General features: G+C 63.8%; 20 protein-coding genes. 11 read left to right on the forward strand and 9 right to left on the reverse strand.

Translation table 11 applies throughout. The features are described from left to right. Positions 1–61: 61 nt before the first annotated feature. Complete coding sequence (locus ASG84_RS09625; protein WP_200936538.1) at positions 62–1,039, reverse strand: LLM class F420-dependent oxidoreductase; 978 nt, start codon at positions 1,037–1,039, stop codon at positions 62–64. Positions 1,040–1,098: 59 nt separating this feature from the next. Between ASG84_RS09625 and ASG84_RS09630 the strand changes: the two genes are divergently transcribed. After that, complete coding sequence (locus tag ASG84_RS09630) at positions 1,099–1,476, forward strand: VOC family protein (protein ID WP_057476810.1); 378 nt, start codon at positions 1,099–1,101, stop codon at positions 1,474–1,476. Between the two features lie 6 nt (positions 1,477–1,482). Here the strand turns inward: ASG84_RS09630 and ASG84_RS09635 are convergent, their stop codons facing one another. Next, a complete protein-coding gene (locus ASG84_RS09635; RefSeq protein ID WP_057476811.1) occupies positions 1,483–2,592 on the reverse strand; it encodes a S1C family serine protease in 1,110 nt (369 codons plus the stop codon). A gap of 38 nt (positions 2,593–2,630) precedes the next feature. Next, on the reverse strand, positions 2,631–4,175 hold the full coding sequence (locus ASG84_RS09640; protein WP_057476812.1) for a metallophosphoesterase: 1,545 nt from the start codon (positions 4,173–4,175) through the stop codon (positions 2,631–2,633). A gap of 69 nt (positions 4,176–4,244) precedes the next feature. On the opposite strand from ASG84_RS09640, the gene ASG84_RS09645 reads away from it, so the two are divergent. Then, positions 4,245–5,078 (forward strand): DUF72 domain-containing protein, encoded by an 834-nt coding sequence (locus tag ASG84_RS09645; RefSeq protein WP_057476813.1) that lies wholly within the window; start codon positions 4,245–4,247, stop codon positions 5,076–5,078. A 51-nt stretch (positions 5,079–5,129) separates the two neighbouring features. Here the strand turns inward: ASG84_RS09645 and ASG84_RS09650 are convergent, their stop codons facing one another. Beyond that, positions 5,130–5,927 carry an IclR family transcriptional regulator gene (locus ASG84_RS09650; RefSeq protein WP_057476814.1) on the reverse strand — a complete coding sequence of 266 codons (798 nt, stop codon included), beginning with the start codon at positions 5,925–5,927 and terminating at the stop codon, positions 5,130–5,132. A gap of 149 nt (positions 5,928–6,076) precedes the next feature. Between ASG84_RS09650 and ASG84_RS09655 the strand changes: the two genes are divergently transcribed. From ASG84_RS09655 to ASG84_RS09670, 4 genes are read left to right on the forward strand one after another with little or no spacing between them, the layout of a single operon-like run. Continuing rightward, the gene (locus ASG84_RS09655) at positions 6,077–6,937 is read left to right on the forward strand and encodes an isocitrate lyase/PEP mutase family protein (protein WP_057476910.1); all 861 of its coding nucleotides are present in this window, start codon (positions 6,077–6,079) and stop codon (positions 6,935–6,937) included. Beyond that, positions 6,934–8,199: a 3-isopropylmalate dehydratase large subunit gene (locus tag ASG84_RS09660; RefSeq protein WP_442970914.1), complete on the forward strand. Its 1,266-nt coding sequence runs from the start codon at positions 6,934–6,936 to the stop codon at positions 8,197–8,199. The genes ASG84_RS09655 and ASG84_RS09660 overlap by 4 nt, the downstream gene beginning before the upstream one ends. Then, complete coding sequence (locus tag ASG84_RS09665; RefSeq protein WP_057476815.1) at positions 8,196–8,747, forward strand: hypothetical protein; 552 nt, start codon at positions 8,196–8,198, stop codon at positions 8,745–8,747. The genes ASG84_RS09660 and ASG84_RS09665 overlap by 4 nt, the downstream gene beginning before the upstream one ends. Continuing rightward, positions 8,744–10,063: an MFS transporter gene (locus tag ASG84_RS09670; RefSeq protein ID WP_057476816.1), complete on the forward strand. Its 1,320-nt coding sequence runs from the start codon at positions 8,744–8,746 to the stop codon at positions 10,061–10,063. The genes ASG84_RS09665 and ASG84_RS09670 overlap by 4 nt, the downstream gene beginning before the upstream one ends. A gap of 262 nt (positions 10,064–10,325) precedes the next feature. On the opposite strand, the gene ASG84_RS09675 is transcribed toward ASG84_RS09670, so the two are convergent. Next, entirely contained in the window at positions 10,326–10,892 is a 567-nt protein-coding gene (locus ASG84_RS09675) for a TetR family transcriptional regulator (RefSeq protein WP_057476912.1), read from the reverse strand. A 117-nt stretch (positions 10,893–11,009) separates the two neighbouring features. Here ASG84_RS09675 and ASG84_RS09680 point away from each other — a divergent pair, with 117 nt between their 5' ends. Beyond that, positions 11,010–12,593 (forward strand): MFS transporter, encoded by a 1,584-nt coding sequence (locus tag ASG84_RS09680; protein ID WP_057476817.1) that lies wholly within the window; start codon positions 11,010–11,012, stop codon positions 12,591–12,593. A 69-nt stretch (positions 12,594–12,662) separates the two neighbouring features. On the opposite strand, the gene ASG84_RS09685 is transcribed toward ASG84_RS09680, so the two are convergent. Beyond that, positions 12,663–13,421, reverse strand: a complete 759-nt coding sequence (locus ASG84_RS09685; protein WP_057476818.1) for a GTP pyrophosphokinase — start codon at positions 13,419–13,421, stop codon at positions 12,663–12,665. Here ASG84_RS09685 and ASG84_RS27380 point away from each other — a divergent pair. Then, positions 13,420–13,581, forward strand: a complete 162-nt coding sequence (locus ASG84_RS27380; RefSeq protein ID WP_156399450.1) for a hypothetical protein — start codon at positions 13,420–13,422, stop codon at positions 13,579–13,581. The two genes, ASG84_RS09685 and ASG84_RS27380, sit on opposite strands and share 2 nt — an antisense overlap. 261 nt (positions 13,582–13,842) lie before the next feature. On the opposite strand, the gene ASG84_RS27925 is transcribed toward ASG84_RS27380, so the two are convergent. Beyond that, the gene (locus ASG84_RS27925; protein WP_094611554.1) at positions 13,843–13,998 is read right to left on the reverse strand and encodes a DUF6131 family protein; all 156 of its coding nucleotides are present in this window, start codon (positions 13,996–13,998) and stop codon (positions 13,843–13,845) included. A 92-nt stretch (positions 13,999–14,090) separates the two neighbouring features. Beyond that, a complete protein-coding gene (locus ASG84_RS09690; protein ID WP_057476819.1) occupies positions 14,091–16,040 on the reverse strand; it encodes a helicase-related protein in 1,950 nt (649 codons plus the stop codon). A gap of 48 nt (positions 16,041–16,088) precedes the next feature. On the opposite strand from ASG84_RS09690, the gene ASG84_RS09695 reads away from it, so the two are divergent. The 3 genes from ASG84_RS09695 to ASG84_RS09705 are packed head-to-tail and all read left to right on the forward strand — an operon-like array spanning position 16,089 to position 19,285. Next, complete coding sequence (locus ASG84_RS09695; protein ID WP_057476820.1) at positions 16,089–16,802, forward strand: type 1 glutamine amidotransferase; 714 nt, start codon at positions 16,089–16,091, stop codon at positions 16,800–16,802. A gap of 9 nt (positions 16,803–16,811) precedes the next feature. Beyond that, entirely contained in the window at positions 16,812–17,990 is a 1,179-nt protein-coding gene (locus ASG84_RS09700) for an alpha-hydroxy-acid oxidizing protein (protein WP_057476821.1), read from the forward strand. Then, positions 17,990–19,285 (forward strand): alpha-amylase family glycosyl hydrolase, encoded by a 1,296-nt coding sequence (locus ASG84_RS09705; RefSeq protein WP_057476822.1) that lies wholly within the window; start codon positions 17,990–17,992, stop codon positions 19,283–19,285. Before ASG84_RS09700 ends, ASG84_RS09705 begins: the two co-directional genes overlap by 1 nt. Here ASG84_RS09705 and ASG84_RS09710 read toward each other — a convergent pair. Beyond that, positions 19,278–19,589 (reverse strand): hypothetical protein, encoded by a 312-nt coding sequence (locus ASG84_RS09710; protein WP_057476823.1) that lies wholly within the window; start codon positions 19,587–19,589, stop codon positions 19,278–19,280. The genes ASG84_RS09705 and ASG84_RS09710 overlap by 8 nt on opposite strands. Positions 19,590–19,662: the final 73 nt, after the last annotated feature.

A 19,662-nucleotide genomic window follows, 5' to 3' on the forward strand; every position in this document is an offset into this window, starting at 1 on the left:
CCGGTTGGGTCCTGCTGTTGTCGCCTGCTCCGCCACACGTGCGGAGCAGGCGACAGCCGTGTCAGACGAGAGGCTTCAATGCCTTTCCTGCCAGCTCGACGGCTCCTGGCTGGTGCCCGTTGGTGATCAGGTTGATGATGACGCCGTCGATGCCCTGATCGAGGACGCGCTTCTGCACCTGCTCGGCGACATCGTCGGGGGTTCCGCAGAAGTGGCGATCGGTGGCCTTCGCGGCATCCTCCTCGGAGAGGTTCGTCAGATCGAGGCCCTGCTTCAGCACGAACTCGCGCTGCAATTCCTTGGCCTTGTCGCCGTCCTCGTCGATGATGACGAACGCGAGGAAGCTCGTTTCGAGGTCCTTCGGGTCGCGGTCGACTTCCTCGCACCGAGCCTGAACGGCCGCCATCTTGCGCGGCAATTCGTTTGCGTCGCAGATGATGTTGAGGTGATCTGCGAACTGGGCAGCCAGGCCGAAGGTCTTCTTCTCGCCACCACCGCCCAGCATGATCGGCAGATCGTCGCGAATGCGCGGCTCGTTCATGGCGTTCTCGACCTGGTACCAGAGGCCGTCGAACGTGGGACGCTGGCCGCGGAGCATGGGTTCGATGATCTGCAGGGCCTCGTCGAGACGCTCGAACCGATCGGTGAAGGTGCCGAATTCGAGTCCGAAGCTCTGGTGCTCGAGTTCGTACCAGCCGGCTCCGATGCCGAGGATCGCGCGACCGCCGCTGACGACGTCGAGCGTGGTGACGGTCTTGGCCAGGATCGCCGGATTGCGGTAGGTGTTTCCGGTGACCAGGGCGGAGAGCTGGATGGTGTCGGTGGCCGTCGCAAGGGCGGACAGCGCGGAGTAGGCCTCGACCATGGGCTCGTCGGGCTTGCCGATTCCAGGGAGTTGGTAGAAGTGATCCATCACGAACGCGGTGTCGAACCCGGCCGCTTCGGCCTCGCGCGCCTGCGCGATGACCTGGGGAAAGAGTTCTGCGACCGAACCGTCGTAGCTGAAGTTGGGCATCTGGTAACCGAGGCGAATAGTCACGGAAGCCACGCTACTCGGATATCGGCCCGTGGCACGTGAGAGAGCGCGATAATTCGTCCATGACCACCATTGATCTGGCCCGAGCACCGTTCTCCGGATTCGCCGTCGACGACCTGCCTGCGGCCCGCACGTTCTACGCCGACACCCTCGGTCTCGAGGTGACCGACAACGAGATGGGGATGCTCGAACTACACCTGGGAGCCGCGACGGTGCTGGTCTACCCTCGGCCCGGCCACGTGCCGGCGCAGTACACCATCCTCAACTTCCCGGTGGTCGACATCGAGGCTGCAGTCGATGTGCTGACCGCAAAAGGTGTTGCGTTCCAACAGTATCCAGATATGGGGACCGACGACAAGGGAATCTTTCGACACGGTGGGCCGCTGATCGCCTGGTTCACAGACCCGGCGGGCAATGTGTTGTCGGTGTTGCAGGCCTGATCGCCCTCAGGCGCTCGGGGTTCCCTGGGCGAGAGTGACTGTGCCGGTGGTGGTTACGCCTGCATCGTCCACCCACTCCACGACGGCGGTATCGCCCGGGATGCGACCGACGAGTGCCTCCGACAGATCCGCGGAGGACTGTACGTCCGTTCCATCCAGCGAGACGATGATGTCTCCCGCCGACAAGCCGAGAATCTCCGCGGGAGAATCGGAGTTCACCGAGACGACGGCCGCACCCATCGCCGGTTTGTTCTCGAAGACCGACACGTCACGCACCGAGACCCCGAAGTACGGCGTCGGGCCCACATGCACTGTGCCGCCGGACCGCCCGGCCAGCACCTGATCGAGTACGGCAACCGCCTCGCCGATCGGGACGGCGTAGGCCTCGGGTGCCTGTGGTGGTGTGAACTCGGTGCCGTTGCGCGCCTCGTCCGACAGTCCGGCGGTGTTCACACCCACCACCCTGCCCCAGGCGTCGAACAGTGGCCCACCCGAATCTCCCGCTCGCACATCGGCATCGACGCGAATCATCTTGTCCAGCGTGTTACGTGAGCCGTCCACCGAACTGCGAGTGCGCACCTGCTGATCGAGGGCGGTCACAGCCCCGGGCGCCGGTACCAATACCCCTGCGCCCGAGGCGTTCCCGATGGCAGTGACTGCATCACCCACGTCGGGAAGTGGGTCCGTGGCCAACTCGACCACTGGCAGGTTTGCCGCGGTGATCAATTGCACGACCGCCACGTCACGAGATTTGTCGTAACCCAGCACGGTGGCGTCGTAGATCAGTCCGTTGCCCATGTTCACTGCGCTGATCTCGGTGGCGGACTCGACGACGTGGAAGTTGGTGAGCACGATTCCGTCCGGGGTGACGACGAAGCCGGTGCCGGCGACCCCGGAAAACCCGGCTGTCGCCGTCAATGTGACGACGGCGGGATCGACCCGAGCCGAGAGCTCCTCGAGGGTCAGTGGTGGTGGTTCGACGACGGGAGCAACGGGTGGGACGGGTGCAGGCGCGGCAGCGAAGTCCGCGGTTCCGGGGTCGAGTGGGGGCGTCGCGAACAGCCACATACCGGCAGCGACCAGCGTCAGAACCACCGCTCGTCCACCCGACCGCATAGGGATCGATTATGGTCCGATGGCGTTGGAGGTGCCAGCTAGTTGACGATCACGGCCCGGGGGACGTCGGCGCGCAACGTGAAATCGGTGACGAACTCGCCGTCCTCGGGTCCGTATCGGTCCTTTATGTCGTAATTCTCGACGTCGAACGCGTCGAGTGACGGCGAATGGGTGGTGACGGCCATCGAGCCGCCGTCGACGTCGAACTGGAGCAAACGCTGAAAGCCGGTACTTCGCTCGCCGTCGACCTCGAAGTACTGGTAGTCGGCCAGCAACTGCACGACGGTGCGGTCGGTGTCGCCGACATTCTCGTCGACGACGGCAACCTGACCGTCCACGTGCCCGGACAAGACGAGGAAGACCGACTCGTGGGGTACGACGAGTCGATTCCAGATCTGTTGACCCGAGCTCGATCCGATGTCGCCGAACCCCATCAGCTTCTTCTCGCCGAGTTCGTCGAGGTAGTAGTGCGTGCCGATGACAACGTTGCGTTCGGGGTGATCGTCGAGTACCCGTTCTGCCCACTGCATGACCTTCTCGGGTGGGTTGTAGCCGATGAAGAGCATGAGGAATTTCGCGCCGGCGATGTCCACCAGATCGTAGTGTGCCGAATTGTCCTCAGCGGTAAAGGAACCGCCCCAGTACGGCTGATCGCGATAGCGCTGCGGGCCGAAGTACTCGTTGTAGAGTGCGTGATTCTTCTCGTGCTCACCGGGCACCAACTTGCCCGCTGCGTTCCAGATGTTGTCGTGGTTGCCGGGCAACACGCCGTGCGCGATGCCGGCGTCCTCGAGGATCTGCATCGATGCGCTGGCGGCCTGAAACTCTTTGCGGGCCTGGGCATCCGGCCGACCCGGGCTGATCCAGCTCTGAATGAGGTCACCGGTGTGCATGCTGTAGTCGATCTTCAACTCGTCGGCGTTGTCGGCAGTCCACTGTGTCATGTCCGAATACACACCGGGGTCGTCGCGCGAGATGTACTGGGTATCGGTGATGTGCTGCAGCGCGAAGTCGTAGGTGTCGGCGTCCGCGAAAGCCCTGTCGGGGGTGGCGTTGGTCTCGGCGAACGAACGATCCGCCCGAGGACTGTCGATGACGAGAACCTCGACAGTTCCGCTTGCACTGGCGACCTCGGCGCTCAGTTCGATAGGCCCGCCGGGTGTCGGAGGTTCGGCTGCCGCGAGCGGCGGACCCCAATCGGCCGTCGCTTCGTTCCACACGTGCAACGCGAGATCGTTGTTGTTGACCGAGCGCCCGGACCAGTTCAGCGTGGTTCTCTCGGTCCCCGGCACCACCGACACTGTATAGCGAAGATACGGGTACTCGTCCCACCCGGACGTCTGCATCTCGGTGGTCGACGATTCGACACCGACCTCGTGCCTTATCGGATCCGATTCGGCGGCGATCCCCGCCACCATCGACGTGGTGATCGCTGCGGGCACCGTCGTCAACCCGACACCCGGTACCGCAGCGGCCTGACGAGGCGTCGGCTGGTCGCGACGTTCGGCTGCCGCGTCGGCGCAGCCGACAGTGAGTAACACACAGACCAGCGCCAGGGAGCCGAATGCCGATGGGCGCTGCATGCCATCGAGGTTACCGATACCAGCGCCGGAGCCGCGGCGACGACGCTACTGCCCGTCTACAGTCGGCTCATGTCCGCGCAGCGTCGACCTCGGGTTTCGATCGGTATTTCCGGCTGGACGTACGCACCGTGGCGAGGAGATTTCTATCCTGCGGGCTTGGCGCACCGAAAAGAGCTCGGGTACGCGTCCGAGCATCTGACCTCGATCGAGATCAACGGCACCTTCTATGCGATGCAGAAGCCGGCGAGCTTCACCAAGTGGCACGACGAGACGCCCGACGACTTCGTGTTCGCCATCAAGGGTGGCCGATACGTCACGCACATCAAGCGGCTCGTCGGTGTCGAGTCGGCATTGGCGAACTTCTTCGCCACCGGGGTCCTCACCCTCGGGGACAAGCTGGGTCCGTTCCTGTGGCAGTTGCCGCCGAACCTCGAATTCGACGCGCAGAAGGTGGCGGACTTCTGCACACTGTTGCCTCGAACAGTTTCGGCTGCAGTGTCGTTGGCGGAATCGCGGGACGACAAGCTGGCAGAGGATCGAGTGTTGTTGCCTGCGCCGTCGTCTCGGCCGATTCGGCACTGTGTCGAAGCCCGGCATTCCAGTTTCGCCTCCGACGCGGCAGTGGAACTGTTGCGCGAGAACGGCATTGCGATCGTAGTTGCCGACACCGCCGGAAAGTACCCGTATATCGACACCCCCACAGCGGATTTCATGTACGCCCGGTTGCACGGGGACGAGGAACTGTACGCCAGCGGGTACACGGACCAGGCCCTCGATCGATGGGCGCAGAAAATTGCCGAGTGGACGTCGGCGGGACGCGACGTCTTCGTGTACTTCGACAACGACATCAAGGGTTACGCGCCCTTCGACGCCATGAAGCTCATCGAGCGCGTCGGTAGGTAAGTATTCTTCTCTCTACCGTCGAGGCTAGAGATGTGAATACTCACGTAGCTGTTAACTCGATGCAGGTAGAGCCTCTGCGACGCGTGACAGGCTGCGCGCCGCCGCGAGAATCGTCTCCACCTTGTCCGTCAGGGCTTCGCCTTCGAAGGTCTCCACGCGGCCACCGACGCTGATCGACGCCACCACCACCCCGTCGCGTCCGAGAATCGGTGCGCCGACTGCCGCGACACCCGCAAGGTAGTCGGAGTTGCTCAGCGCATATCCCTGAGAGCGGATTCGGTCGAGATGGCCGATCAACTTTTCGGGCGAGGTCAACGTCCGGTTCGTGTATGCGGGGAGTTCGCCGCCCAGCCAACGATCGCGAATGCGAGCGGAGAACGCCAGCATCGCCATCGGGCCGGCCGTGGCGTGATAGGGCAGGACGGATCCGATCGAAATGCCGGCCACCACAAGCGGATTGCTGCCTTCATGGCGATCGATGCACACCGCACCCTCGTCTGCGGGAACCATCAGGTAGGCAGTATCGCCGAACTTTCGCGCGATGTCGGACAGGTACGGCTGGGCGGCACCGCGGATGTCGAGCTGCGTCAGTGCGGACGAGCCGATCTCGAACACCGGCATGGCGATCCGATACGAACCCTCCGCCGTTCTGTCGACCCAGCCGGCATGAATCAACGTCGTCATCAGACGGTGCACGGTCGTCTTGTTCATTCGACTCGCTGTCGTCAGATCGTTGAGCGTCCACACCGGATGCGTCGTGTCGAAATGATCGAGCAGAGCGCATGCCTTCACGACGGCACCGACGATGTCGCGGCCGGCCTGAGCGTCGGACTCGGTGGGAACTGCCACGGGTTGTTCCTTCCGGTCGGGTGAAGCGTCGACGCCATCCTACGAACCGACGGCCGATGCGGTATCGATCGACGGGTGTTGACTTGTGATCCGAGCCACTCTAAATTCGGAAGGCGTTCCGCAATACGAAACGGAGAGTGCTCGTGACGATGACTTTGAGAGGCCTGACCGAACAGGGCCTGGTGTATGCCCCGGGCGTGTGGGACGGGTTGACGGCCAAGCTGGCCGAGCAGGCAGGCTTCTCGGCGCTGTGCGCGTCCGGCTTCGCCGTCTCGGCTGCGCTGGGATTGCCCGACGCCGAGCTGTACACCATGACCGAGAACCTTCAGGCGGTCCGAACCATTCGGGAGGCATCGTCTCTGCCCCTGGTTGCAGACATCGACACCGGCTACGGAAACGCCGTCAACGCTGCGCGCACCGCGACTCGGTTCGCCGAGGCCGGTGTCCAGGGCGTGTTCATGGAGGACCAGCTGTCGCCCAAGAAATGTCCGATCTGCGTCGGCGAGCCGGTGGACTTGATCTCTGTCGAGGAGGCGTCGGGCAAGGTTCGGGCGGTGCGTGATTCGATGCCGGACGACGTTCTCCTCATCGCACGCACCGATGCGCGTGGCGATGATGCGATACGGCGTGCGCAGGCGTACGTCGACGCCGGAGCCGACATGATCATGCCGGTGACGAAGACGTTCGAAACCATCGAGCAGTGGGAGAACTGTCACCGAGCGGTCGGGGTTCCGCTGATGGCCACGCTCACCGCATCGACGTGGACCGAGCGGGAGTTCACTCCAGAGGTGCTGGCGCAGATCGGCGTGCGGCTGGCCCTGCTGCCCACTCAGGTGCTGATGGCCGCAACCGGTGCCGCGCGCGAGGCTCTGCGCCGCCTGGCCGCCGGCGAAGCTCCCGCAGATGTCAGCGCCGACGCCTTGCAGCACAACGAGTTCGTGGACCTCATCGGCTTCCCCGAAGTCGAAGCGCAGCAGCGCAAGTACCTTCCCGCGGAGTCGAACCGATGACATCGGACTCTTTCACGATGGTGGAGAAGATCCTCGGCAGAACCTGCGGCGGTGATCCCGTGCGTGCCGGTGAGAATCATGCGGTGCGTCCGGCTCGAATGATCGCGTACGACTTCCCCGGATACACCGATGTGATGTTCCGCCAGATGCGTGACGACTTCGGCATCACCTCGCTCGAGGACCCGTCTCGGTACGTCGTCTTCATCGATCACATGTTGACCAAGCTCGACGATCGGGAACAAGAAGTGCACCAGGTGACCCGGGATTGGTGCGAGTACTACGGAATCGAGCTGCACGAGGGCCGCGGCATCGGGCACCAACTTACTGCCGAGCTCGGCCTGGCCATCCCGGGTGACTTCCTCGTGCACTTCGACGGCCACATCAGCGGAGTCGGGGCGTTCGGTGCGTTGGGCTGGGGTATTCGGCGCGATCTGATCGAGGCATGGGTGACCGGCCAGCTGTACGTGGACATTCCAGCCACCACGCGATTCGATCTGTACGGCGAGTTCGCGCCGGGAGTGGACAGCCGCGACCTGGTACACACCATCATCGACCTCGTCGGGGCCGACGGGTGCGCACATCAGGTGATGGAATTCGGTGGCCCCGGTGCCCGGTCGATGAAGATCGACCATCGTCAGGGACTGTGCGGCATGGCCATGTTCACCGGAGCCGTGTCCGCGATCTTCGAGCCGGACGAAACCTCGCTCGCCTACGCCAACGATGTTGCGAGACAGTCTTTCACGCCGGTCTATCCTGACTCCGGTGCGACCTACGCAGCTCGGCACACCATCGATCTCACCCAGATCGTGCCGCAGGTCGTTCAGCCTGGCTCGGCGCGTGCAGTCAACACCCAGACTGCCGCCGAACTCGCCGGCACGCCGATCACCAAGGCGTTCATCGGCTCCTGTGCCAGTGGGCGAATCGAGGATCTGCGGGCCGCAGCCCTTGTACTCGACGGGCGCACCGTCGCCCCCGGCGTGGAGCTCAATGTCGTGCCGACATCACAGAAGGTGCACGATCAGGCCGAGCAGGAGGGGCTGCTCGACGTGTTGCGTGCCGCCGGTGCGCACATAGCAGTGTCGAGCTGCGACTTCTGTTTCGGCTACCAGAAGCCGTTGGCGGCGGGCGAGAATTGCATATCGACCGGCGTGCTCAATATCTCCGGACGGATGGGCAGCTCGGACGCCAACATCTACATGGGTTCTCCGTACACCGTTGCCGCCAGCGCGCTGGCCGGCACGATCCAGCAGGTGGGCTCGTGAGCGCCTACCCGCCTCCGCCCGACGTCATCTCCGGCCGAGTTGCCTGGGTCTTCGGCGACGACTTCGACATCGATCTTGTTGTCGGCGTTGCGAACATCAAGTCGTACGATCCCGAGCATCTGCGGTCGGTCTGCATGGCCGCATACGATCCGGGTTTCGTCGATCGCGTTCGGCCCGGCGACATCATCGTCGGCGGCCGGAACTTCGGCTACGGCCACCCGCATTACCCACCGATGGTGGCTCTGCGTAACGCGGGTATCCACGCCATCGTGGCCGAGTCGTTCTCGCCGGGGTTCTGGCGTGGAGAGACCTTCAACGGAGTACCCCTCATCACCGTTCCGGGTGTCTCCAGCGCGGTGAAAACCGGTGATGCCGTCGAACTCGATTGGCGACGAGCATCATTGACCATCGCCGACGGCCGATCGATGGTGGGCACCGCGCCGAGCCCTCGTACAGTCGCAGTGATCGAGGCCGGCGGATCGTACGAACTACTTCTTGCCGAACACCGAAGCAAGCAACCACTCACAAGACAGGGAACAGCGCGATGACGAACGTCGACCAGCCTTCTGCGGTCACCAGCGCACCGAAAGCCGACACCAGCACCGCACGCCGTGCGGCGCTGGCCGGTGGCGTCGGCACGCTGATCGAGTACTACGACTTCGCCGTCTACGGCTTTCTCGCCGTAGTCATTGCGCCACTGTTCTTCCCGTCCACGAGTCCCGGCGTATCCATCCTCGCGACGCTGGCTGTATTCGGAGTCGCATACGTCGCACGCCCTCTCGGAGGCATCTTCTTCGGCCGCCTCGGCGACAGAAAGGGCCGTCGACAAGCGTTGGTCGTGACGGTGGTCTGTATGGGTATCGCGTGTGGAGTCCTGGGAATGCTGCCCACTCACTCGAGTGTGGGAGTGCTGGCACCGATTCTGCTCGTCATCATCCGCCTGGCCCAGGGCTTTTCGGCCGGAGGTGAAATCGGCGGTGCGGCAACCTATATCGCCGAATCAGCACCGCCGAACCGGCGCGGATTCTTCGGGTCGTTCACCCCGGTCGGTTCCACCCTCGGGTTTGCGGTCGCCGCAGCCGTCGTCGGAGTGGTCGCCCTCATCACGACCGACGACCAGATGTCGTCGTGGGGCTGGCGCATTCCGTTCCTGCTCGCCCTTCCGCTTGCCCTCGTCTGCCTGCGAGTGCGGCTGAAGCTCGAGGACAGCCCGGAGTTCGAGGAAATGGCAGCCAAGAACGAGGTCGCCAAGAGTCCGTTGAGCGATGTCGTGAAGAAGCAGCCCTGGTCGGTGCTGCGAGTCGTTGGCATTGCTATTGCCATGAACGGTTCGGGCTACATCGGGCTGACATACTTCAGCGTTTACCTCATCAACGATCTCGGATTCTCCAAGGATTCCGTCTACTGGACATCGGCAATAGCAATTGCATTGGCCTGTGCGACTTTCCCGTTGAGCGGCATGCTCACGGACAAGTTCGGTCGCAAGCCGGTACTGCTCGGCGGCTATGTGGCGTACGTGGTGATTGCGCTGCCGGTGTTCATGATCCTCGGTGCGACGTCGTCGATCATCGTGGTGGGTTGCGTGTACTTCGTCTACATGGTTCTCAACGGAGTCGTGCAGGTACCCGCGTTCCCGCTGTTCACCGAACTCTTCCCTCGGGCAGTTCGATACACCGGAGTGTCCTTGGGCTTCAACATCGGAACCATCGCCGCGGGCGGAACAGCTCCGTACGTCGCCGCCCAACTGGTCGAGTCGACCGGCAACGCAATGTCACCCGCGTACTGGGTCATGGGTGTCTGCGTGATCGGTGTACTCACAGTGCTGACCATCAAGGAAACCGGACGCGACACACTGCCGGTGTAGTTGGGCAGATGCCATCCACGGTTCGAGACTCGCCCCACCACGTGCCACTCGACGTGGTGGGGCGTCTTGCGTGTGGGCGGCCGAGGACGCAGTCGACCGAGCTCGGCAAACGCGAGCGCAATCGCCAGGCGCGTTCGGATTTGCGACCGGGGCGGTGTCTACTTCGCTCGCGTCTGGCAAACGCGCGCGCGTTTGCGGAAATCGGAGCTGCTACACCAGTATTCGAGACTCTCGCGCTGAAGCTAGAAATAGGTAGACAGCGCTACGGAGTGCAGAGTCGTCGCACAGCCGCCTCGATTTTCGAAGCCCGACGCTGAATTTCGGCGTCGTCGGCCGACTCGGCGGGTGTACTCGGCGCGGTCATCCAGGCCGAGGTGATGCCGAACATCATGGTGATCAGATCGTCGACGGTGAAGACGTCGGAGATCAGGCCGTTCCGTTGGGCTTCGGCCATGGCATTGCGTCGCTCTCCGATGACCGAGTGGATGTCGTCGGTGCCCGATGCTGCCATGCCGCCCTGGAGTTGGGTCCATAGAAGTAGGCGGTGTTCCTCGGGATGCGCAGCGAGATGAAGGTATTCGCGCGCTGCATAGCCGCCGAGGTCGTCGACTGCGAAGGGGACTTCTTCGATGAATCGCGCGAATCCGTCCTCGACCACAGCGCGGAACAGGGCCTCTTTGTCGCCGAAGTACGCGTACAAGCGCTCCTTGCTGGCCTTGGCCGCTACCGCAATGCGATCGACCCTGGCCCCGGCCAGTCCGTGCACCGAGAACTCGTCACGGGCGGCGACGACGATGCGGGCGCGGGTCGCGCTGGCGTCAGGTTTCATGGCGGCCACCATACCGCCAACCAACTAGTTCGTTTGACACTCGGTGCCGAGTGGCCTACCTTTCTGCTCGGGACATTTTTCGTGCCCAGAATCAACGAGTACGAGTGGGGTAGAAACATGTCGCAGCACTCCGAGCGCGAAGCGCCGGATCTGAATCCGAACTACGAGCGCCGATGGCTGGTGCTGTGCATTGTCGCCATCACGCAGCTCACCATCGTGCTGGACGGCACCATCGTCAACATTGCGTTGCCGCAGGCGCAGCTGGACCTGGGCATCAGCGACAGCAGCCGTGCCTGGGTCATCACCGCCTACGCGTTGTCGTTCGGCGCACTGCTGCTGCTCGGCGGACGCATCGCCGACTACTGGGGACGCAAGCGCTCGTTCATCGTCGGCATGGCCGGCTTCGCCGTGGCCTCCGCTATCGGCGGGCTCGCTCAAGAAGGCTGGCAGCTGTTCATCGCTCGCGCCGGCCAGGGTGTCTTCGCTGCACTGCTCGCCCCCGCGGCACTGGCCATCCTGACGGTCACCTTCACCGACACCAAGGAGCGCGCCAAGGCGTTCGGTGTGTTCGGCGCAATCGCCGGCGGCGGCGCAGCCGTCGGTCTGCTTCTCGGTGGTGTGCTCACCGAGTACGCGAACTGGCGCTGGTGCCTGCTGGTCAACATCCCGGTCGCAGTGTTCGCCATCGCTGCAGCGGTGCCGCTGGTGAAGGAGAGCAAGGCTCACGGAGACACCCGCTACGACCTGCCCGGCGCAATCCTCGTCGCTCTCGGTCTGGCCTCGCTGGTCTACGGCTTCACCGAAGCCGAGGACGGCTGGGCGACGGTACCCACTATCTCGTTCATCGCGCTCGGCCTGGCCCTGCTGGCGGCATTCGTCTTGGTCGAATCCAAGTCCGACAACCCGTTGCTGCCGTTGAGCGTGCTGCTCGACCGTGACCGCGGAGCCGCGTACATCGGCTCGGCCGTCATCGGCGCTGCCCTACTCGGTGGCACGTTGTACCTCACGTTCTACTTCCAGATCGTGCTCGAGATGAGCCCGGTGATCGCCGGGGTCGCGTCGCTGCCGATGACCGGCGGAATCCTGATCACCGCTGCGCTCGCGTCGGCACTCGTGCCGAAGATCGGACCCAAGCCGCTGATGGCTGTCGGCCCGATCGTCTCTGCGATCGGCCTGCTCCTGCTGACGCAGATCGGCGTCGACACCTCGTACTTCACGCACGTGCTGCCGGGAGTCGTGTTGCTCGGCCTCGGTCTCGGTCTGCTGATGGTCCCGATGCAGAACGTCGCGCTCATCGGCGTTCCGGACCACGACGCAGGTGCCGCGTCTGCTCTGATCAACGCCACCCTGCAGGTCGGCGGCGCACTCGGTGCGGCGGTGTTCACCACCGTCTACACCTCGTCGAAGACCTCGTACCTGGCCGAGAATCCCGCGCCCACTCCGCCCGCCGGCGTTCCCGCGGAAGCTCTCGCCGGCCAGGAAGTGCCCAGCGACGAGATGCTCGCCGCGCTGCCGGAGCCGATCCGCAACTTCGTACTCGCGACCATCGACCACGCGTTCTCGGCCGAGGTCTCCGGCTACGCCTGGGCGTTCGGCACCGCGGCAATTCTCGTCGCGCTGGTCAGCCCGGTCGTGCTACTGCTGGTCCGCGCGAAGAAGGACGACCTGCCCGTCGGCGACACCCCGGTTCACATCGGATAACGCCGGTAGGACACAACCCCGCTGCTCGCCCGTCGAGCAGCGGGGTTTTCGGTATTCGAAAGTGTGTTTTCAGTCCGGATCGATCGCGTCGGCCTGCGCGGTGAGCAGCATGTGCAGCAACTCGGGAGGCAGAGCCATCGGGGGCATCGCACCGAGGGTGATGGAGTTGTCGGAATCTCCGTTCAATTCCTCGACCTCGTCGTGCAGACTCTCCATCTTCTCGTCCAGTGTGTTGGCCGTTTCGGCGGCCTCGGTCAGTTCCGCCAACAGGTTGGGCGGTATCTGCCCGCGATACTTGTAGAAGATCTTGTGCTCGAGGCTCGCCCAGAAGTCCATGGCAATCGTGCGGATCTGGAGTTCGACCAGTACCGGTTGGACGCGGTCGGACATGAAGACCGGGATCTCGACGATGAGGTGCAAACTCTTGTAGCCGTTGGCTTTCGGGTTCGCGATGTAGTCCTTGACCTCGACGACCCGAATGTCGCTCTGACTGCTGAGCATGTCCGCGATGCGGTACGTGTCGGAGATGAAGCTGCAGGTGATGCGGACACCGGCGATGTCGAAGATATTCGCGCGAATGGCGTCGAACGTCAGGGGGCAGTTCTTTCGCTGCGCCTTGTCGAGGATGCTCTCGGGTGTCTTGAGCCGCGACGAGACATGCTCGATGGGGCTGTAGCGGTGGATGTGGGTGAATTCTTGCTTCAGGATGTTGATCTTGGTGATCAGCTCGTCGATCCCGAACTTGTAGCTCATCATGAATCGCGTGAAATCTTGTCTCAGTTGACCCAGGTCGACCGCAGTCTCACCGTTCTTCATGACCTCGCTCATGACCACGATTGTCCACGACGGCGGGCCGAGTGCGCGCGGCGCGGGAATCGAAGCTGGCATCGCTGCACGTCGGACCGAGTTCCGGGGTGAAACGCACGAGACCACAGCTCTCGCATTGATGGGTTCGGTGATGGCCTCGGTCGCACGAGCAGGCACGTGAACCCACCAACACCGAGCCGGCGACGAGCGGATGGCCATTGGTGCAGTGGGTAGGCGCTCGTTCGGCCCATCGATCGCCGACGCGATAGAGCGAGCCGGCAACCGGGTCGGATTCACGCTCGCCGGATGCCATCGCGCGCAACCGCCTTCGAGAATATCTACCGCCCGATATGGACCGCCCGAAGTGGCTCGGCTGGCTGCGTCGCCAACTCCGGGGGCCTGCTCATGTTAGCAGCTATCGAACGTATGTTCTAACGCCTGGCTAAAACCACGTCTTGCGGCCACCGACTGCGCGCCCCATCGAACCGAGCAACGTCAGAACCGCGCCGACGACCACCAAAATGATGCCGATCGTCGTCAAAATTGAAATGCCGGCGAAATAGCCGATGAGGGCGAGGATAATTCCGAGAACGATCATGACTACTCCTGGTGCCACTGTGAGCCCACTACCGACGAATGTCGATGGGACCGAACCTACTCGGGCACGTGGAGGATTGCTCACAATTGTCGCTATTTTTCGGCATCCACTTTCGCCGCGAGGAATGCCTCCGGGTCGATCAGATCCGCTTGCCCGACGATCGATCCCAGATCCGCGATGCGCTCGACGCCGGTGAGCACCATCTCCTCTTCGACGGTGCCCTCTGCGTAACCGTAGTAGCAGGTCGACGTCGTGTGGTTGTGGTCCTTGTCGATGCGGTTGGCGCGGCCCTCGATCTGCCTGATGTCGATGGGTGTCCATCGAGGATCGTGAATCAGAGTCACGCGCGGGGCGAGAGTGGACACTGTCCCTTCGGGAAGCAGTAACTCGTTGGTGTGCAGGTTGATTGCGCTGGTGGTGGTCGAGACGATGACCGACGCGTCGCCAGTCTGGAAGCGCCTGATCGACGCCTCCTGCTCCGGGCTGCTCATACTGCCGTCGACCACGGCAACGTCGAGTCCTTCGTCCCGCAGAGTCTGCGCCAGTGCCGCGACGGACTCTCGGTAGAACATGGAGACGAAGACCTGGTTGCCGGCTTTGACCCACGTCCGCACCTGGTCCGCCGACGCGGGAATGCGCAGGTACGAGCACTTCTGGCGAAATCGCAGCGTCGCGGCACGGGTACTGGGGTTCTTCTGCAGCACTCGTCGTCCACCGACGGCTTTCCAGTTCGGCAGGCCTACCTCTTTGCGGTAGTCCACCCACGCGGAGTTGTACAGCCGCTTCTGCGCGGCGGTGAGTTCCTGACCGAGTGGTTCCCGCGGGGTCGGCGGCGACGGCCGCGAAATCGACCACGGCACGGCACCTCCCGACAGCCAGCCGTGCACTGCTGCGATGTCCAGCGCCCGCTTCGCTGCGTCCTCCGGCTCCCACCGCCACGTGGTCAACCCCGTCGTCGCCTTGCCTGCCTTGACGGCGAACCCGGACTCGATCAAAAACTCCGCCCACTTCATCGTCACTGCATAGCCGAGATATTCGTCGTCGCCCAGAATCTCGACACCACGGCTGCGCTCTACTGCGCGAGCCATGTACGCGAAGTGCAACGGCTGATAGCCGGGCGTCGCAGACATCCACACCACCGAGCGGGCCGCCTCCTGATATCGCCAGAGGATCTGCGACTGCTGGGACTCGATGTTCATCAGTGCGTGCGATTCGTCGGCAATCACCACATCCATATCGAATCGCAGCTCACCGAGCGAGATGGTTCGTTTGTTCTGTGTCCGTTTGCGTTTGCCCAGATCGGTCTCGGGCGGAACCGACAGAAGTTTCTTGGTGGACTGATACGTGATCAGCAGCCAGCGCTTGCGGTCGGACGGCGCGATGTCGGCCTCGCTGTCGGCGATGGTGCGACGCCATCCCGGTAGCGCGCCCTTGGGCGCGACCACCAGAACGGTCCCGATCTCGGCCGCCGACATCTGCCGCACGGCCTCGCACACAGCCAGCGTCTTGCCCAGGCCCGTCGAATCCATCTGCGCGAAGTACGGGAATCCCGCGTCGAGCGCAGCGAGGTGTCGTCGTACCGATTCGAGTTGAGTGTCTCTGGGCTGCATCGCCCGCTCCCGAACCGTCTCGTCACGCCAGACATCGTTGGCATCGTCCTCGAGCCACCGTTGCAGGCTGTACGGCGTCGACTCGTAGGGCTGCAGATACTCGGGCAACTCGACGCCGTAGTACGCGAACACCCGAGGACCGGGATACCAGCGCGCCCCGGCCGCGCCCGCCGCCGATCGATCCTCGAACGGCACGTCCAGTACCCAGACACGCTCGCCGGGATCGGGAACCCGGAGGTCCGGTGCGGCAGCCTTCCGTGGCGAGGTCTTGCGCGGCGCTGCCCGCTTGCGTGGTGCGTTCTTCTTCGGGGCAGCCTTCGTCGTTGCAGGCTCACCGTTCTTCGCGGCTGCGAACTTTCGCGCAGCACTGCTCTGCCCGGCCTTGACGGTGCGGGCAGTGGTGGATCGGGCTGTGCGTCTACGAGGTGGCATCGGATCCAGTCTGTCGTACGGTGTGCACGAACACCGTAAAGGAGCCCTGTGACATACCCGAACCACCCGCGCGCCGTCGTTCTCGTCCACGATCAGGATCCAATCCTTGCGCGACGCGACATCGGCACTCTCGATGCCGAATTGCGCACCAGGGGTTTCCAGTTGGACGTGCACTCCTTCGACCACAGCCCCGATGTCGCTCCGCCGACGCTGTCCGACGCGCAGGTGCTGGTGGTCATGGGCTCGCCCGATGCTGCCTACGACGACACGCTGACGTGGCTCGCGCCGGAAATTGCATACGTGCAGGACGCGATCGATGCGCGGGTCCCGATCCTCGGTGTGTGCTTCGGTGGGCAGCTGCTTGCGCGGGTACTCGGCGGCACCGTCCGCAAGTCCGAACACCCCGAGTACGGATTCGTCGAGGTGGACACCTCCGATCCCGAGCTCATCGCCGAGGGCCCGTGGATGGAATTCCACGGCGACACGTTCACTGCTCCCCCGCAGGCCACGGTCATCGCCCTGAACGCGGCCGCGCAACAGGCATTCGTCTGTGGTCCGCACCTCGGGTTGCAATTCCATCCCGAGATCGACCTCGATACTTACGACGCATGGGCGGCTGCGTGGGACCGCGATGGCGTCGAACACGGGGTGGACGTGGACGAGATCAGGAGGGATATCGCCGACGCGGAACTCGCAGCTCGGGCGCGGTGCTCGGCCCTGCTGGACGCCTTTCTCGCCCGATCCTCGGCGGTGCCCCGGTAGGGTCGAACGATGACCGAGGCCAGGCCCAGCAACTTCAGTGATCACCAACTCGGCATCTACGCCGCCGGGATGTTCGCCCAGCAGACGCCGCCGATCACGACCAATCTGGCGAGGCTCGAGGATCAGGCCGCCGAGAAGCTCTCGCCGGAGGCCTTGGGTTACATCGTTGCCAGCGCGGGCAGCGGATCGACGGCGCGGGCGAACCGAGCGGCATTCGACAAATGGGCCATCACGCCGCGAATGCTGCGCAGCTCGGCGGCTCGTGATCACGCCTGCACCGTGCTGGGTACCGAGATGCCGGCTCCCCTGCTGATCGCGCCCGTCGGCATCCAGACTCTCGCCCATCCCGACGGGGAGCTCGCGACCGTTCGCGCGGCTGCGGAACTCGGTGTGCCGTACATTCATTCGACGCAGGCCTCGCATTCGTTCGAGCAGATCGCCGAGGCAGGCGGAGATGCTCCGCGCTGGTATCAGTTGTACTGGCCGACCGACGAATCGGTGCTGCTGAGCTTTCTGCAACGCGCAAAGGACACCGGTTTCACCACGTTGGTGCTGACTCTCGACACCACGTTGCTGGGCTGGCGGCCCGCCGATCTCGACCGCGGGTACCTTCCGTTCCTGGCCAACCTCGGTATCGAGAACTATCTGAGCGATCCGGCGTTCCAAGCCGGACTCGCGCAGCCGGTCGAGGAGAATCCCGTTGCGGCCGCGATGCATTGGGCGCAGATGTTCCCCAACCCGGGGCTGTCGTGGAAGAACCTGGCGTTCCTGCGGGAGCACTGGGACGGCCCGATCGTGCTCAAAGGCATCTGCACCGTCGGCGATGCGCGAGAGGCCGTCGCTCACGGAGTCGACGGCATCGTCGTTTCCAACCACGGTGGACGTCAGATCGACGGGGCCAAGCCATCTCTCGACGCGCTGCCGTCCATCGTCGATGCGGTCGGAGACGATCTGACGATTCTGTTCGACTCCGGTGTGCGCACCGGTGCCGACATGGCCAAGGCGCTGGCGCTCGGTGCCGATGCGGTGTTGCTCGGCCGGCCGTTCCTGTACGGCCTCGCGCTTGGCGGGCAGGAGGGTGTGGCACACGTATTACGTTGCCTACTCGCGGAATTCGATCTGGTGACGAGTTTGTCGGGGCACACCGGTGCCGCCGAATTGGGCCGCTACTCGATCGAGGCGTCCTGATGGAGTGGACGAAGCACGCCATCTGGTGGCACCTGTACCCACTCGGCTTCACCGGCGCTCCGGTGCACGGATGGGACGGTGAATCCCAGTCGGACCTGCACCGGCTGAACAGAATCGAGAAGTGGCTCGACTACGCCCTCGAACTCGGCGCGTCGGGCATCGCCCTCGGGCCGATCTTCGAGTCCGAGAAGCACGGCTACGACACCATCGATTACTACCACGTCGACGGCAGACTCGGCACCGACGAGGACATCGAATCCTTGATCGCGGCCGCACACTCTCGCGGCCTGAAGGTCATGTTCGACGGCGTCTTCAACCATGTGGCACAGAGCTTCCCGAAGTTCCGTGAGGCCCTGGCCGAGGGCCCTGACTCCGAGGCTGCCGGGTGGTTCCACATCGATTGGTCCGGGGACGAACCCACGCACCGCAACTTCGAGGGCCACGACGAACTGGTGGCACTCAACCACGAGAGCCGGCACGTGCAGGAGTACGTCGTGGACGTGCTGTCGCATTGGCTGGACCGGGGCGTCGACGCCTGGCGACTCGACGCGGCCTACGCAGTGCCGCCGCGCTTCTGGGCCGCGGTGCTGCCGAAGGTTCGCGAAAAGCACTCGGAGGCATACTTTCTCGGCGAGGTCATTCACGGCGACTACGACCGGATCGTCTCGGCCTCCATGCTGGACTCGGTCACCCAGTACGAACTGTGGAAGGCGATCTGGAGTGGTCTGAGCGAAAAGAATTTCTTCGAGCTCTCGCATGCCTTGGAACGTCACAACGGCTGGCTCGACGCCTTCGTGCCCGCCACCTTTGTCGGAAATCATGACGTCAATCGCATCGCCAGCGTCATCGAGGACGAGCGACATCTGCTGCACGCATTGGTGGTTCTGTTCACGGTGGGCGGGATGCCGATGATCTACTACGGCGACGAGCAGGCCTTCCGCGGCATCAAGGAGGATCGCGTCGGCGGTGACGACGAGGTGCGTCCCGAATACCCGGAGACGTCCGAGGATCTGGCCCCGTACGGTTGGCCGGTCTATCGCGTGCATCAGGAGCTGATCGCAGTGCGGCGTCGCAATCCGTGGTTGTACTCTGCGCGCACCGAGACGCTCGAGCTCACCAACACCGCACTGGTCTACCGCGTGTACGCGGAGGACAATTCGATGACGGTGGCGCTCAACCTCGGCGACGAGGCCATCGACTACCCGGCTCAGGGCAGCGAAGTACTGGCCGGTGAGGCGCAGCTGAACGACGGACGGGTGAGCGTTCCGCCGCACGGCTGGGCCGTCATCAGCTGAGTGCTCTGGCCGCCTTGGCGCGGTCGAAGAATGCCAGCAGGTGTGTCAGTTGTTCGTCGGTGACGGTGAGTATCACTCGGTCGCCGTTGTAGTGGATGCTGCCGTCGGGAGTCCGCAGACCGACGGTCACTCTGGTTCCGCGGCGCGTCGGCTTCGCATCGACACCGAGGTGGTCCACATGCCATCGGCACCGACCGCCCGACGCGACGGTCACCGCGGCGTCGAACACTTCGACCGTGCGATGGTCGAGCACGAAAATGACGTTCTCGTCGAGGTGATACTCCAGGTAGACGCGTTCGGTCATGGCGGCACAGTAACTTGTCATCGATCTATTCGGATGTCTAGCGCACGATCTAGAAGGCCGTATCGACGGCAAT

The organism is Rhodococcus sp. Leaf278 (assembly GCF_001426085.1).
Lineage (GTDB): Bacteria > Actinomycetota > Actinomycetes > Mycobacteriales > Mycobacteriaceae > Rhodococcoides.